The sequence below is a fragment of the Halomonas zincidurans B6 genome (assembly GCF_000731955.1).
Lineage (GTDB): Bacteria > Pseudomonadota > Gammaproteobacteria > Pseudomonadales > Halomonadaceae > Modicisalibacter > Modicisalibacter zincidurans.
Genome location: NZ_JNCK01000001.1, coordinates 2592904 through 2607316 on the forward strand (window position 1 = coordinate 2592904; position 14413 = coordinate 2607316).

The 14413-nt window shown below is 64.1% G+C and carries 11 protein-coding genes; 3 read left to right on the forward strand and 8 right to left on the reverse strand.

Annotated elements, in window-relative coordinates; all coding sequences use genetic code 11:
- The first annotated feature begins 23 nt into the window (after window positions 1-23).
- The gene (locus HALZIN_RS0112140; protein WP_031384476.1) at window positions 24-689 is read left to right on the forward strand and encodes a response regulator; all 666 of its coding nucleotides are present in this window, start codon (window positions 24-26) and stop codon (window positions 687-689) included.
- Window positions 665-2047 carry a sensor histidine kinase gene (locus tag HALZIN_RS0112145; RefSeq protein WP_084173560.1) on the forward strand — a complete coding sequence of 461 codons (1383 nt, stop codon included), beginning with the start codon at window positions 665-667 and terminating at the stop codon, window positions 2045-2047. Before HALZIN_RS0112140 ends, HALZIN_RS0112145 begins: the two co-directional genes overlap by 25 nt.
- Window positions 2048-2125: 78 nt before the next feature.
- On the opposite strand, the gene sixA is transcribed toward HALZIN_RS0112145, so the two are convergent.
- The 6 genes from sixA to HALZIN_RS0112175 all read right to left on the reverse strand — a co-directional run bounded on the left by sixA (window position 2126) and on the right by HALZIN_RS0112175 (window position 9706).
- Window positions 2126-2614: a phosphohistidine phosphatase SixA gene (gene sixA / locus HALZIN_RS0112150; RefSeq protein ID WP_031384478.1), complete on the reverse strand. Its 489-nt coding sequence runs from the start codon at window positions 2612-2614 to the stop codon at window positions 2126-2128.
- Window positions 2611-3672: an NAD(P)H-dependent glycerol-3-phosphate dehydrogenase gene (locus HALZIN_RS0112155; RefSeq protein WP_031384479.1), complete on the reverse strand. Its 1062-nt coding sequence runs from the start codon at window positions 3670-3672 to the stop codon at window positions 2611-2613. Before HALZIN_RS0112155 ends, sixA begins: the two co-directional genes overlap by 4 nt.
- A 124-nt stretch (window positions 3673-3796) precedes the next feature.
- Window positions 3797-5239 (reverse strand): NAD(P)(+) transhydrogenase (Re/Si-specific) subunit beta, encoded by a 1443-nt coding sequence (locus HALZIN_RS0112160; RefSeq protein WP_031384480.1) that lies wholly within the window; start codon window positions 5237-5239, stop codon window positions 3797-3799.
- Between the two features lie 17 nt (window positions 5240-5256).
- Window positions 5257-6828, reverse strand: a complete 1572-nt coding sequence (locus HALZIN_RS0112165; protein ID WP_031384481.1) for a Re/Si-specific NAD(P)(+) transhydrogenase subunit alpha — start codon at window positions 6826-6828, stop codon at window positions 5257-5259.
- A gap of 527 nt (window positions 6829-7355) precedes the next feature.
- Window positions 7356-9254: a molecular chaperone HtpG gene (htpG, locus tag HALZIN_RS0112170; protein ID WP_031384482.1), complete on the reverse strand. Its 1899-nt coding sequence runs from the start codon at window positions 9252-9254 to the stop codon at window positions 7356-7358.
- 110 nt (window positions 9255-9364) lie between these two features.
- On the reverse strand, window positions 9365-9706 hold the full coding sequence (locus tag HALZIN_RS0112175) for a YkvA family protein (RefSeq protein WP_031384483.1): 342 nt from the start codon (window positions 9704-9706) through the stop codon (window positions 9365-9367).
- A gap of 209 nt (window positions 9707-9915) precedes the next feature.
- Between HALZIN_RS0112175 and HALZIN_RS0112180 the strand changes: the two genes are divergently transcribed.
- Complete coding sequence (locus tag HALZIN_RS0112180) at window positions 9916-11826, forward strand: transglycosylase SLT domain-containing protein (RefSeq protein ID WP_150113113.1); 1911 nt, start codon at window positions 9916-9918, stop codon at window positions 11824-11826.
- Here HALZIN_RS0112180 and HALZIN_RS18705 read toward each other — a convergent pair.
- Together HALZIN_RS18705 and HALZIN_RS0112190 are read right to left on the reverse strand one after the other, a co-directional pair.
- On the reverse strand, window positions 11796-12011 hold the full coding sequence (locus tag HALZIN_RS18705; RefSeq protein ID WP_031384485.1) for a 30S ribosomal protein THX: 216 nt from the start codon (window positions 12009-12011) through the stop codon (window positions 11796-11798). The two genes, HALZIN_RS0112180 and HALZIN_RS18705, sit on opposite strands and share 31 nt — an antisense overlap.
- Before the next feature lie 262 nt (window positions 12012-12273).
- Window positions 12274-13989, reverse strand: coding sequence for a DEAD/DEAH box helicase (locus HALZIN_RS0112190; protein WP_031384486.1), 1716 nt, complete (start codon window positions 13987-13989; stop codon window positions 12274-12276).
- Between the last annotated feature and the right edge of the window lie 424 nt (window positions 13990-14413).

The window sequence follows — 14413 nt, forward strand, 5'->3', positions numbered from 1 at the left end:
CGCCGGCACGGACAGGATGAACGATGCGGATACTGGTCGTTGAGGACGACAGCATGATTGGCGAGGCAGTCGTTGAAACCCTTAAGGAGGCGGCGTATGCGGTTGACTGGGTACAGGATGGCAGACATGCCATAAGCGCCGTCACGACCGACCACTATGATATGGTGCTGCTCGACCTGGGCTTGCCGGGCCGCGACGGTATTGAGGTACTCCGTGCCATTCGCGCCGCCCGGCTGACCGTCCCGGTCATGATCATTACCGCTCGTGACCGGCTGGAAGATCGGGTAACGGGGCTGGATGAAGGTGCAGACGATTATATGCTCAAGCCATTTGATCTGGCGGAGCTGACGGCCAGAATGCGCGCCCTGTTCCGGCGCAGCAATGGTCAGGCCGAGCCGGTATTGAGCAATGGCCATGTCTCGCTTAACCCCGCCACCCGAGAGGCACAGGTTCCGGGGGTCGAAGCGGTTCGCCTTTCGAACCGCGAGTTTTCACTATTGCAGGCTTTATTGTTGCGCCCGGGAGCAATCCTCTCGAGAAGTGCTCTGGAGGACCGCCTGTACGGCTGGGGCGAGGAAGTCGAGAGCAACGCGGTTGAATTCCTGATTCATTCGGTACGGAAGAAGCTGGGCGCTGACACCATCAGAAACGTCCGAGGTGCGGGATGGACGATCCCGAAGAACCCGTGAAGCGAACATTGCAATTTCGGCTGTCAGCGTGGCTCTCGGGAACGATCGTGGCAGTGGCGGCTGTTGCCGGTACATTCTCGTTCTTCTCTGCGCTGAATGAGGCCAACGAACTGCAGGATAACTTCCTCAGACAAACTGCGGCCATGTTTGATCGTTACCCGGATCTCATTGTCACGGATCCCAACCACCGCCCAAGCACGGATGAAGAATGGGAAGACTATGTGTTTGTTCAAAGCCTCAATTCCGGCTCACCACTCCATCGGGATAAACCGGCTCTGCCCGAGACACTTCCCGAGGGCGTACAGACCCTTACCCTGGAAAATAATTCCTACCGGATTTTCGTTACCACACTGGACACCGGCGTACGATTGGCCGTTGGCCAGAGAACCGCAGTCCGCGACGAAATTGCCAGGGGCGGTGCATTCAGGACCCTATTACCCTTTCTGATTCTGGTGCCCATTTTGGTATTGCTGACGGGAGATATCATTCGTAAGATATTTCGTCCCCTGACCGCGATGGCCCATCGACTTGACCAAAGCCAGGATCAGACTCTGCGGGCGCTGGACGAACCTGATCTGCCTCCGGAAATCGAGCCCTTCGTTGTCGCCATCAACCGGCTTCTGGATCGGGTGGCTCAATCGGTCGCGCTCCAGAGACGTTTTATTGCCGATGCGGCCCATGAATTGCGCACACCCTTGACGGCCCTGTCTCTTCAGGCTGAACGTCTGTCCGCGACCCCTCTGGGTCCAGCAGGCCGGGAGCGAGTGGCAATCTTGCGCGGGGGCATCCGGCGCACTCGCAATCTGCTCGATCAACTACTCACCTTCACCCGCTTGCAGGAAACCCGCACTGAGCACCCGCAAAAGACTTCGCTTGGCGCAGCGCTGCAAACCATCATCGAAGACATGATACCGCTGGCCGAGTCCCGTCAGATCGATTTCGGCCTGGTTACATCCGTCGACGGCGTGCCGCTTTGGGTGGCGGCTGGAAATGCCGATGTCCAGATTCTGCTGACCAACCTGATCGGCAATGCCCTGAATTACACCCCCGCGCAGGGCCGGGTCGATATCAGTGCCCGGGAGCAGAATGAAGGGATCGAGCTGGTGATTGCGGATACCGGACCGGGCATTGACCCGGCTGAGCGCCAGCGGGTGTTTGATCCGTTCTACCGGGTACTGGGGCAGTCCGCCAACGGTTCGGGGCTTGGTCTGGCCATCGTCAAGTCCATAGCAGACAGACTCGGCGCGCGCATTTCACTCGACAATGCCTACCCCGAACCGCCTTTTGGCTTGCGGGTCACCGTCATTTTGCCTGCGAGCGAATCCGGGGCGTCCGATGTTATGCCGAGTAGGTCGTAATGCCCCATCAGCCTGGTCGCGCAACGGAATCAGTGCCTGGTTGACACACAGGAGACTCGCCGGTAGGAATCAGCCAAGCTATCCAGCGAAGTCGGCGGGATGACGAAACCCGCGCAGCTCGGCACAGCCCGCCGCCCAGATGTCGGCTTCGAGCACGGCAATGGCTGCGGTGGGCATCGGCAGTTGACTGCGAGGGTCGCGCTCCACCAGACGAGCGGTCAGGCTGCCCACCAGCGGCATATGGCTGACCAGCAGCCAAGCGGTCCTTTCGGCCTCGGCTTGCAGCCAGTCGATCACCGCCTCCACCGAATCGTCCGGGGTGATCAGCTCCAGCGTCTCGACGCGCTTGCCGAGCCGCTCGGCGACGATGTTCGCCGTCTGCTGAGCGCGCACGTATGGACTCGCCGCGATACGCAGCTCGCTGGCCTGAGCCGGAGTCAGCGAGCGTGCCAGCCAATCCGCCATGAGCGCGACCTCTTCACGGCCCTGCGCGGTAAGCTCGCGCTGCTCGTCAGGCCGACCGTTGGCCGCCTGGCCGTGGCGCATGACCCATAGCGACTGGCTCATGAGCCCTCCTCGCGCCGCTTGGCCTGCACGACCTCCTCGCGCGCCAGGGTGAACTCCACGTCGCTGCTCTGCTCGCCCTGCATCAGCAGCCTGGCCATGTCGCGAGCCGGAACGCCGTTGAACAGGACCTGATAGAGCCCTTCGCAAAGCGGCATGTAGATGCCCTCCTCGTGGGCCTTGCCGCGCACCAGGCTCACCGTGTTGACGCCCTCGGCCACCTGCCCCAGCGCCTCGATTGCCTCGTCGAGGGTCCGGCCCTCGCCGAGCGCCTGGCCCACCCGGTAGTTGCGCGACAGGTTCGACGAACAGGTCACGATCAAATCGCCGACGCCGGCCAGGCCGAGGAAGGTCATCGGGTTGGCACCCAGCGCGACGGCGAAGCGGCTCATCTCGGCGAGCGCCCGGGTCATCAGCATGCTGCGGGTGTTCTCGCCCATGCCCAGCGCCGCGGCCATGCCGGCGGCGATGGCGTAGATGTTCTTGAGCGCGCCGCCAAGCTCGACGCCGTAGCGGTCGTTGCTGGCATAGACGCGAAAGTAATCGCAGCCCAGCGCATTCTGGACCCTGGCCCGGGTCAGCGCATCGTCGCTGGCGATAACCGTCGCGGTCAGTTGCTTCTGAGCGATCTCCGAGGCCAGGTTGGGGCCGGAAAGCACGCCGATATGCGGCGAGTCGGTCTCCTCCTCGAGGATCTGGCTCATCAGCTTGAAGCCGTCGGCCTGGATACCCTTGGTAGTGCTGACGAGTATCTGCCCGGGCTGCAGCCAGCGGTTGGCCTGGCGGATCACACTGAGAAACGCCTGGGAGGGGATCGCCACGAACACCAGGCTCGCGCCTTCGATCACCGCGCGCAGATCGCTCGAGGCGACAACCCTTGGGTTGATGGCGAAATCGGCAAGATAACGCCGGTTGCGATGGTCGCGATTGATCGCCGCCACCTGGTCGTCGTCGCGCAGCCACTGATTCACGGCGGCACCGTTGTCGGCGGCGATGCTCGCCAAGGCCGTGCCGAAACTGCCGCCGCCCAGCACGGCCACCTGAAGTCGCGGGTCGCTCATGGTCCATCCATTGACGGTGAAAGACGCCCCAGTGTAACCAAAAACACCCCGTTCGGGGCGTTGTATGCAACGATGGACGAAGCAGCCCCGGGCGGCCGGCCAGCGGCGACCGTCCGGGTAGCACTCACTCGATCAGCGGCACCAGAGTGTCGATGCTGGACTTGGCATCGCCGTAGAGCATCCGGGTGTTGTCCTTGAAGAACAGCGGATTCTCGATGCCCGAGTAGCCGGTTCCCTGGCCGCGCTTGCAGACGAACACCTGCTTGGCCTCCCAGACCCGCAATACCGGCATGCCGGCGATGGGGCTGTTGGGATCTTCCTGGGCGGCCGGATTGACGATGTCGTTGGAGCCGATGACGATCACCACGTCGGTCTCAGCGAAGTCGTCATTGATCTCGTCCATCTCCATGACGATATCGTAGGGCACCCTGGCCTCGGCGAGCAGCACGTTCATGTGCCCGGGCAGACGCCCCGCCACCGGGTGAATGCCGAAGCGCACCTGCTTGCCGGCGCTGCGCAGCTTGCGCACCAGCTCGCTGACGGCATTCTGCGCCTGGGCCACTGCCATGCCGTAGCCCGGCACGATGATCACGCTGTCGGCGTCGTTCAAGGCGCTGGCCACCCCATTGGTGTCGATGGCCACCTGCTCGCCCTCGATCTCGGCGACCGGGCCCTGGCTGCCGCCGAAGCCCCCCAGGATCACGTTGACGAAGTTGCGGTTCATCGCCTTGCACATGATGTAGGAGAGGATCGCACCGGAAGAGCCGACCAACGCGCCGGTGACGATCAGCAGGTCATTGGACAGGGTGAAACCGATCGCCGCCGCCGCCCAGCCGGAATAGCTGTTGAGCATCGACACCACCACCGGCATGTCGGCGCCGCCGATGCCCATGATCAGGTGCCAGCCGATGAAGAACGCCAGCAGCGCCAGCAGCAGCAGCGTCCAGAAGCCGGCACCGTTGAGGTAGGCGATCGCCAGCAGCAGGCACAGCAGCGCCGCGCCGGCATTCAGCCAGTGCCCGCCCGGGTACTGACGCGCCTTGCCGTCGATCTTGCCGGCCAGCTTGCCGAAAGCGATGATCGAGCCGGTGAAGGTCACCGCGCCGATGAACACCCCCAGCACCACTTCGATCTGCAGGAAGGTCAACTCGGCCGGCGTCTTGGAGGCCAGCGTGGCGGCGAAGGCCGACAGGCCGTCCAGCGACTCGCCCGCGGCGCGCAGAGCCAGTACCCGGGTACGCTCCAGGTCGGCATTCCAGCCGACGAACACCGCCGCCAGCCCGACAAACGAGTGCAGCGCCGCGACCAGCTGCGGCATCTGCGTCATCTCCACCCGCTTGGCCACCACGGTACCGATGATCGCGCCGATGATCATCATCGGAATCATCAGCCAGTAACCGCCCACCCCCGGCCCGAACATGGTGAACAACACCGCCACGGCCATGCCGACGATGCCGTACCATACGGCCCGCTTGGCCTTTTCCTGATTGCTCAACCCGCCCAGCGAGAGGATGAACAGTACACTTGCCGCAATTGCCGCGGCCGAAACGAATTCATTACCCAACATTGTGTGCCCCCGCGGCTTTAGGATTTCTGGAACATGGCCAGCATCCGGCGTGTCACCAGGAAGCCACCCACGATATTGATGGACGCGACCAGCACCGAGATCCCGGCGAGCAGGCCGACCAGCCAGTTGCCGGAACCGAGCTGCAGCACCGCGCCGAGGATGACGATGCCGGAAATGGCATTGGTTACCGCCATCAGCGGGGTATGCAGCGAATGGCTGACGTTCCAGATCACCTGGAAACCGACGAAGCAGGCCAGCGCGAAGACGATGAAATGCTGCATGAACGAGGCCGGTGCAACCTGACCGAGCAACAGCATCACGGCACCGCCCACCACGAGCAGCCCCAGCTGGCGCGTGGTCTGCGCCTTGAAGGCGGCGTGCTCGGCGGCCTTCCTTTCCTCCGGCGTCGGCTCCTTCTCCCTGGGTTTGGGCTTGGACGCGCCGATCGCCTTGACCTTGGGCGGCGGCGGCGGAAAGGTGATTTCCCCCTGGTGGGCCACCGTGGCGCCGCGAATGACATCGTCTTCCATGTCGTGAACGACCTTGCCGTCCTTTTCCGGCGTGAGATCGGTGAGCATGTGGCGGACGTTGGTGGCGTACAGCAGCGAGGCCTGGGTGGCCATGCGCGACGGGAAGTCGGTATAGCCGACGACGATCACGCCGTTGTCGGTGACGATGCGCTCATCGGGCACGGTCAGATCGCAGTTGCCGCCCTTCTCGGCGGCCAGATCGACGATCACCGAGCCGGGCTTCATGGCCTTGACCATATCCTCGAGCCACAGCTTGGGCGCGGGCTTGCCGGGAATCAGCGCAGTGGTGATGACGATGTCCACCTCGGAGGCCTGCTCGCGGAACAGCGCCAGCTGCTTCTCGCGGAACTCGGGGCTCGACGGCGCCGCGTAGCCGCCGCTTTCGGAACCCTCCTGACTCTCGTCGAAATCGAGATACAGAAATTCGGCGCCCATCGACTCGATCTGCTCGGCCACTTCGGGGCGCACGTCGAAGGCGCGCACCACCGCGCCGAGGCTGGTGGCGGTGCCGATGGCGGCGAGCCCGGCCACCCCGGCGCCGACGATCAGCACCTTGGCCGGCGGCACCTTGCCGGCAGCGGTCACCTGACCGGTAAAGAACCGCCCGAATTGGTTGCCCGCCTCGATCACCGCGCGATAGCCGGCGATGTTGGCGGTACTCGACAGGGCATCCATCTTCTGCGCCCGCGAGATGCGCGGCACCATGTCCATGGCAATCACGCTGGCGCCCTTGGCGCGGCAGCGCTCGAGCATCGCCTCGTTCTGGGCCGGCCAGAAGAACGCGATCAGCGTCTGGCCCTGGCGCAGGCGGTCGGCCTCCTCCTCGGAGGGCTCGCGCACCTTGATGACGATCTCGGCCTCGCGCCACAGCGCCTCGGCGCCATCCACCACACTGACCCCCGCGTCGCGGTAGGCATCGTCGTTGAAACCCGCCGCCACGCCGGCTCCGGACTCGATCAGGCATTCGTGCCCCAGCTTCTGGATATGCTGCGCGCTCTCCGGGGTCAGCGCGACTCGCGCCTCGCCCGCGGCGCATTCCTTGGGTGCTCCGATCTTCACGACAGACCTCCCGCCTGGCGGCGCTGATGATGGTTCATGGCTACATTCGTACGTTCAGTCCACATTCGCCTCGCTCCTTGTATCGGCCCGGTATTCCCAAACGATTTCGGTGACATAAAAGACACGGGAAAACGGCAAGCGGTCAGCTCGTTATCGCAGCCTGACTATCAGTCTCTTCGCAAAGCCCTGTAAAGATCAATAAATTGTTATAAAAAGCTAATTATAATCATGCACTTATGCACGCCATAACGTGCCGCTTATGCAACGACAAAGTTATAAGCCAGTGATTTAAATAGTATTTTCGGAAAAAATCAAACCGTGTCTTTGAGTTATAAATGCCATAAGCAATTCGTTATTCTTACCGGCCCGCCGCGAATGAAGCGCTACAGCGAGTGACGTCCTCACCCACCATCGAGCATAAAGTGATCGTCGAAATCTGAGATTTTTCCGCCATTCGCAAGCTCCGGACATGAAAAACCCGGCCTGCCAGAACGGCAGGCCGGGGCGGCATGGCTCAAATCGATCGCTCAGGCAGTCAGCATGGCGTTGAGCCGCTTGACGTAGGCCGCCGGATCGTCGAGATGCCCGCCTTCGGCGATGATCGCCTGATCGAGCAGGATCCGCGCCAGATCGCCGAACGAGGCGTCGTCGACGCTTTCCAGACGGCTGATCAGCGGATGATCGGGGTTGAGCTCGAGAATCGGCTTGACCTCGGGCAGCGGCTGGCCGGCCGCTTCCATGATGCGCCGCATCTGGAAGCCCATGTCGTTCTCGGAGAGCACCACGCAGGCCGGCGAATCGGTCAGCCGATGAGTCACACGGACTTCCTGGACATGCTCGCCGAGCGCCGCCTGCACACGCTTGACCAGATCCTCCTTGGCCTTGGCGGTTTCCTCCTGGGCCTGCTTCTCCTCCTCGCCCTCGATCTCGCCGAGATCGAGATTGCCCTTGGCGACGTCGGCCAGACTCTTGCCGTCGTATTCGGTGAGATGGCTGACCAGCCACTCGTCGATGCGGTCGTGGAGCAGCACCACCTCGACGCCCTTCTTGCGGAAGATCTCCAGGTGCGGGCTCGACTTGGCCGCGTTGAAGCTGTCGGCGACGATATAGTAGATCTTCTGCTGGCCTTCCTTCATGCGCGACACGTAGTCGGCCAGCGACTGATCCTGGGTCGCGCTATCGGTGTGGGTAGTCGAGAAGCGCAGCAGTTCGGCGATCTTGTCGCGGTTGGCGAAGTCTTCCGCCGGGCCTTCCTTGAGCACCGCGCCGAAGGTGTTCCAGAAGCGCTGGTAGGCGTCGTTGTCCTTGGCCAGCTTCTTGAGCATGTCCAGCGCGCGCTTGGTCAACGCCGACTTCATCTTGTCGACCTGCGGGTCCTTCTGCAGCAGTTCGCGGGAGACGTTGAGCGACAGGTCCTTGGTGTCCACCACGCCCTTGATGAAGCGCAGGTAGAGCGGCAGGAACTGCTCGGCATCGTCCATGATGAACACGCGCTGCACATACAGACGCACGCCCCGCGCGCCGTCGCGCTCGTAGAGATCGAACGGCGCCCGCTCGGGCACGTAGAGCAGGCTGGTATATTCGAGCTTGCCCTCGACCTTGTTGTGGCTCCAGGTCAGCGGATCGCTGAAATCGTGCGAGATGTGCTTGTAGAACGCCTGGTACTCGTCGTCGCTGACCTCGCTCTTGGGCCGCACCCACAGCGCCTGGGCCTCGTTGACGGTCTCCCAGGTAACCACCTCGCTGCCCTCGACCTCGTTGCCGTCATCGTCGGTGGCGGTCTCGGTCCTGGGCATGCGCACCGGCACATCGATGTGGTCGGAATACTTGCGCACCAGGGCACGCAGCCGGTAATCGTCGGCGAACTCCTTGGCGTCGTCCTTGAGATGCAGGGTAATCTCGGTGCCGTGCGCGTTCATGTCGATATCGGCAACGGTGAACTCGCCCTCGCCGCGCGAGCGCCATTCGACGCCGGCATCGCTGCCCGCGCGCCGGGTGCGCACGGTGACTTCGTCGGCGACGATGAACGCCGAATAGAAGCCCACGCCGAACTGGCCGATCAGCTTGGCGTCCTTCTGCTGTTCGCCGGAAAGCTGCTTGAGGAACTCGGCGGTGCCGCTCTTGGCGATGGTACCGAGGTTGGCGATGACGTCCTCGCGGGTCATGCCGATGCCGTTGTCGCGCACCGTCACGGTGTTGGCCTCGGCGTCGTGCTCGATCTCGATGCGCAGGTCGCTGTCGCCCTCGTAGAGCGCGTCGTTGTCCAACGCCTGGTAACGCAGCTTGTCGCCGGCATCGGCGGCATTGGAAATCAGCTCGCGCAGGAAAATCTCCCGGTTGGAGTACAGGGAGTGGATCATCAAATGAAGTAGCTGCTTGACTTCGGTCTGGAAGCCAAGGGTCTCTTCATGGGTGGCGGTGGTCATTTAGCGGCCCCTCATGGTGTTGAACTCATGGTCTTGAACGACGGTTCCGTCACCGATATGGGGCCCCGGGCAGGCATTTCAAGCGTTTGCCGGCGCAAAGCGCGACAAGCTCAGCGCGGCGGCGGGCGTCGTACCGGCATGTCGATGCCCTTCCAGCGCCGATAATCGGCCAGTGCCGCGTCCACGCGGGTCAACAACCAGCCGACGATCACCACGTCGTCGAGGACCCCGACCAGCAGCAGCACATCGGGGATCAGATCGAGCGGTGAAACCAGATAGATCACCGCCAGCGCCATCCAGCCGATCGCCGACCAGGGCACCGGGCGATAGCGTCCTTTCAGGACATCGCCGCACATCGGGACGAACAGCCGCATCGCCCGCGCCATCTGCGCCAGCGCGCCGCCGCGTCTTTTGAGTCGCGCGGCGATATTCCAGGCCTTGAATCCCGCCATTTCGCTCTCTCCCCGTGTCGTGTAATACCCGCCAAGAACGCTGAACACTTGTACATGGATACCAAACAACACTACTCAAGTGCAGCGCTATCGGCGAGGATGAGGCAGTCCCTATCCGCTAGGCAAGCATGCACTAGGAGTCGCCGATGCCCATTCGAGTTCCCCGCCGTGGGCTCGCGCTGATCAGCGCACTATTACTGAGCCTACCGATGCTGAGCCTACCAGTACTGAGCCTACCGGCCCTCGCCGACGAGGCCGCCGATCGTGCCATGCGCAACGCGCTGGAAGCCGCCCGCAACCAACAGTGGAACCGTATCGATCAAGCCGCCATCGACGATCACGTATTGGCCGGGTACGTCGAATATCACCGGCTGCGGGGACGGCTGCCCGACCTCGACCCGGCGACCGTCAACGCCTATCTGACGCGTTATGCCGACTCGCCGCTCAGCGACTGGCTGCGCGGCGTCGCCGAAATCGAGTATGGGCAGGCAGGGCGCTTCAGCGATCTGCTGGCGATCAGCGATGGTGAACCCCGCGGCACGATCCGCCAATGCTACTACTATACCGCCCTGCTCGACCGAGACCCGGCGGCGGCGGCCGCAGGCGGGCGCGAACTGTGGCTGACCGGGCGCTCCCAGCCCAGTGAATGCAATGTGTTGTTCGACACGCTGCGCGCGCGCGGCGAGATCGGCGGACAGGCGATCTGGCAGCGCCTGATGCTGGCCTGGGAAGCCGGCGAGACCGGGTTGATGGACTACCTGGAAGGCGAGCTGCCGGCCGGCTGGAGCGGCGCCAAGCAAGCCCTCGAGCGGCTGCGCAAGGATTATTCGGCCATCACCCGGGTGCCCCGCGATGTCGGCCCCGACGGCGCCGCCGCGGCGCTGTTCACGGCAGCCATGGCCCAGTTCACCCGCGCCGATACCGAAGCCGCGCTCGAAGCCTGGCGCAAGATCGCCCCGCAGCTGTCGCTCAGCGACGCCCGGCGTCAGCGCATCGCAAGGGACCTGGCGTTCTATTCGATGGTCCGCGAGATCGACAACAATCGCGCCTGGGTGGACGCCAACCTGACCCGGCTGGCCGACGGCGATCTGCTCGAATTGCGGGTACGCCGCGCGCTGGCCGAGCGCGATTGGCGCGGCGTCATCGACTGGGTTCATGCGATGCCCGACGACCCGCGCCAGGATGCCCGCTGGCAATACTGGCTGGGCCGCGCGCTGGATGAGCTCGGCGATGAGCAGACGGCCAGGAAGGCCTTCGCCGCCGCCGCCGATCAACGCAGCTTCTACGGCTTCGCCGCCGCCGATCGGCTCGGCCAGCCCTACGCGCTCAACCGTGACCGCGCCGCATTCAACGACGCCTATCGTCAGACGGTCGACGATTGGCCGGCAGTCCAGCGCACCGCAGCGCTGATGCGCATCGACGAGCCGGGGCTGGCGCGCAGCGAATGGTACTACGCCTCGCAGCAGGCCAGCGACGAGGAGGCCCGTGCGCTGGCCGACTACGCCCTGCGCCGCGGTTGGTACGCACTGGTAGTCCAGACCACCATTCTCGCCCAGCAGTGGGACGCGCTCGATTGGCGCTTCCCGCCGGCCTACCGGGCCAGTTTTCGCGAGTGGGGCGAGCGCGCCGACGTCGATCCGTTTTTGTTGATGGGCATTGCGCGTCGCGAGAGCGCGTTCAATCCCCAAGCACGCTCGCCGGTGGGTGCGCGTGGCTTGATGCAGCTGATGCCGGGGACCGCCGAGGACGTCAGCGATCGCTACGGCTTTAAGACCCCCACCCCCGAGGAGCTTTACCAGCCCGAAAGCAACATTCGCCTGGGCAGTCGCTATATCCGCGAAATGATCGATCGCTACAGTGGCAACCGCCTGGCTGCCGTAGCGGCTTACAACGCCGGCCCCGGCCGGGTCGATCGCTGGCTGCGCGAGGCCCCGCGCGAGTTCGACCTGTTCGTCGAGAGCATTCCCTACCGCGAGACACGCGACTATGTACAGGCGGTGCTCGCCTACCGGGTGATCTTCGCCAGCCTGGCCAACGATGGGGAGACGACAGGCATTGCCATGCTCGACGACAGCGAGCGCCAGAATCGCTACGATGCGTCGTTGCTGGCCCGCAATTGACGCTCGAGGGAAAGGCCTGTGCCGAGCCCGGATCGCGGCTCGGCACAGGCCCGACAAAAAACGGGGGGGGGCAAGTAACCGCGCTGCTTGTAGCGCTCGGCCTGGCGCTGATCGCTCGGCCGCCGCCGACCATGCGAGCCGTTGGCGACCTTGCCACGCCGGCTGCGAATATCGCCTTTGGCCATCTGTCACCTCCTTCTACCGCTGAAGTGTCGAACCACCCTTAGGAAACACTGCATAAATGCCTGCGCGAGCAAATCGCTGCGTTGTGCGGTGCTCGGAATCCTCACATATACCTCATATGCTCCGGTTCCTGTGCTCCGTACGCCTTGCGCTTTATTTCGCTCGCCTATTTATTCAGCGTTTCCGTAGGCGATTACGCCTCAGTGTGGTAACCGCTCGGCGTCTAGGTCAAGCGTCAGGGTCAAGTCGCAGCCGGCATTGGCCTCAGGCTCGCGAGCGACGGCGAATCGGCGCGTCATCGCTGTTGCGGCGACGCGCCGGACGCTCGGCACGCTCCGGCGCGCCCTGGTCCTCGGCGATCTCCAGCGCCTGACCGGCGACCCGCGCACGCGCCATCTTGGCGAGGATCGAGGTCGGCAACGAACTGGGCAGTTCGACCACCGAGAAGGCGTTGCGGATATCGATGCGTCCGATACGCGCCCCTTCGATGCCGCCTTCGTTGGCCAGCGCGCCGACCAGCTGACCCGGCTTGACGCCATCCTTGTGGCCCACCGAGACGCGATAGCGCGTCATGCCCTCGCTGGGACCGCTGTCACGGCGACGCGGCGGCTTGCCGTCGCGCGGTGCGCTATCGCGATCGTTGCGTGCGCCCGGCTTGGGCAGGCGACCGATGGGCGCCTCGTCGGCGCGCGCCATGGCGGCGAAGGCGCAGGCCAGCTCGACCGGATCCTGGCCTTCGTCGATCAGTCGTTCGATCAGGCTGCGCTGCGCGTCGGCGCCGGCGGTCAGCGCGCCGATCACGCGCTCGCGAAAGCGCTCGTCACGATGGGCGCGGATCGCCGCTTCGTCGGGCAGTTGCGTATCGGTCAGCGTCTGGCCGGTGGCCTGCTCCAGCCAGCGCACCTTGCGGGTCTCGCGGACACCGGCGAAGGTGATCGCCACCCCCGAACGTCCGGCACGACCGGTACGCCCGATACGGTGCGTATAGGCCTCGCTGTCCTGCGGCAGATCGTAGTTGACGATGTGGGTGATACGCGGCACATCGAGGCCACGGGCGGCCACGTCGGTCGCTACCAGCACGTCGATCTTGCCGCGCTTGAGCCGGGTCACCGTGCGCTCGCGCAGGCTCTGATCCAGGTCGCCCGATAGCGCCGCGGCATTGATACCGCGCAGGGTGAGCTGCTCGACCAGCGTCGTGCAGGCGGCACGCGTGCGCACGAAGACGATCGCCGCATCCACCGGCTCGACTTCGAGGATCCGCGACAGCGCTTCCAGCTTGGCGCCGCCATCGACACGCACCAAGCGCTGGTCGATGCTCGCCGCGGTGTCGGCCTTGGACTCGATGGCCACCTTGACCGGATCGACCAGGTAGCGATTGACGATACGCTCGATCTCGGCCGGCAGCGTCGCGGAGAAGAACACCCGCTGGGCGTCCTTGGGAGTATCGGCGACCACGCGCTTGACATCGTCGATGAAGCCCATGCGCAGCATCTCGTCAGCTTCGTCGAGAATCAGCGCGGACAGGCCGTCCAGCTTGAGGCTACCGCGATCGAGATGGTCGATCACCCGCCCCGGGGTACCGACGATCACCTGCGCGCCGCGGCGCAGCGCGCCGAGCTGCTCGCGATATTCCTGGCCGCCGCACAGGCTGGCCACTTCCAGACCCTTGAGGTTCTGGCCGTACTTGGTGAACGAAACGGCGACCTGCTGGGCCAGCTCGCGGGTCGGCGCCAGCACCAGCACCTGCGGCTCGCGGCGGGTCAGTTCGAGTTTCGACAGTACCGGCAGCGCGAACGCCGCAGTCTTGCCGGTACCGGTCTGGGCCTGGCCCAGCATGTCACGGCCTTCCAGCAGCGCAGGAATGGTCTGCGCCTGGATCGGCGACGGATTCTGATAGCCCAGGGTTTCCAGGGCGGAGAGCACAGCAGGCAGCAGTGCCAGGTCGCCGAAGCTCGGCGAGGCGACAGAAGTCGAGGTCATATCACACCTTGAGTGGCCGGCAGTCACCGGCGAGAAATTGTCGTGGCACCGCGTCGCTTGCTGGTTGCCGTTGAAATCACTGGGCAACGTGACGAGATACCGGTCGCACCTGCATCCTGTCCGCTTCTCTAGCGTCACCGCGGAATGCGGAAACGGACGAACAGTGTGGCGACCTTGCACGCCGGGGCCGAGTCGGCAACTGTGGCGTTCCATCAATGCACCTGGCGCTTCACATCAGCCGCTCGTAACGAGTCGAACTGTGCGCCTTGCGAGAGAGACGTCCCCTGCCCGTTGGCAGTCGATGGGGGCGAATCAGCTGGATGGTGGGGTCAACACATGCGAGGAGCGGGCATGCTACCATCGTCGGATAGGGTTTGCCTAGTTTCTTTTCATTCACCGCTTAACCGACCGATCGGGAGTTGTC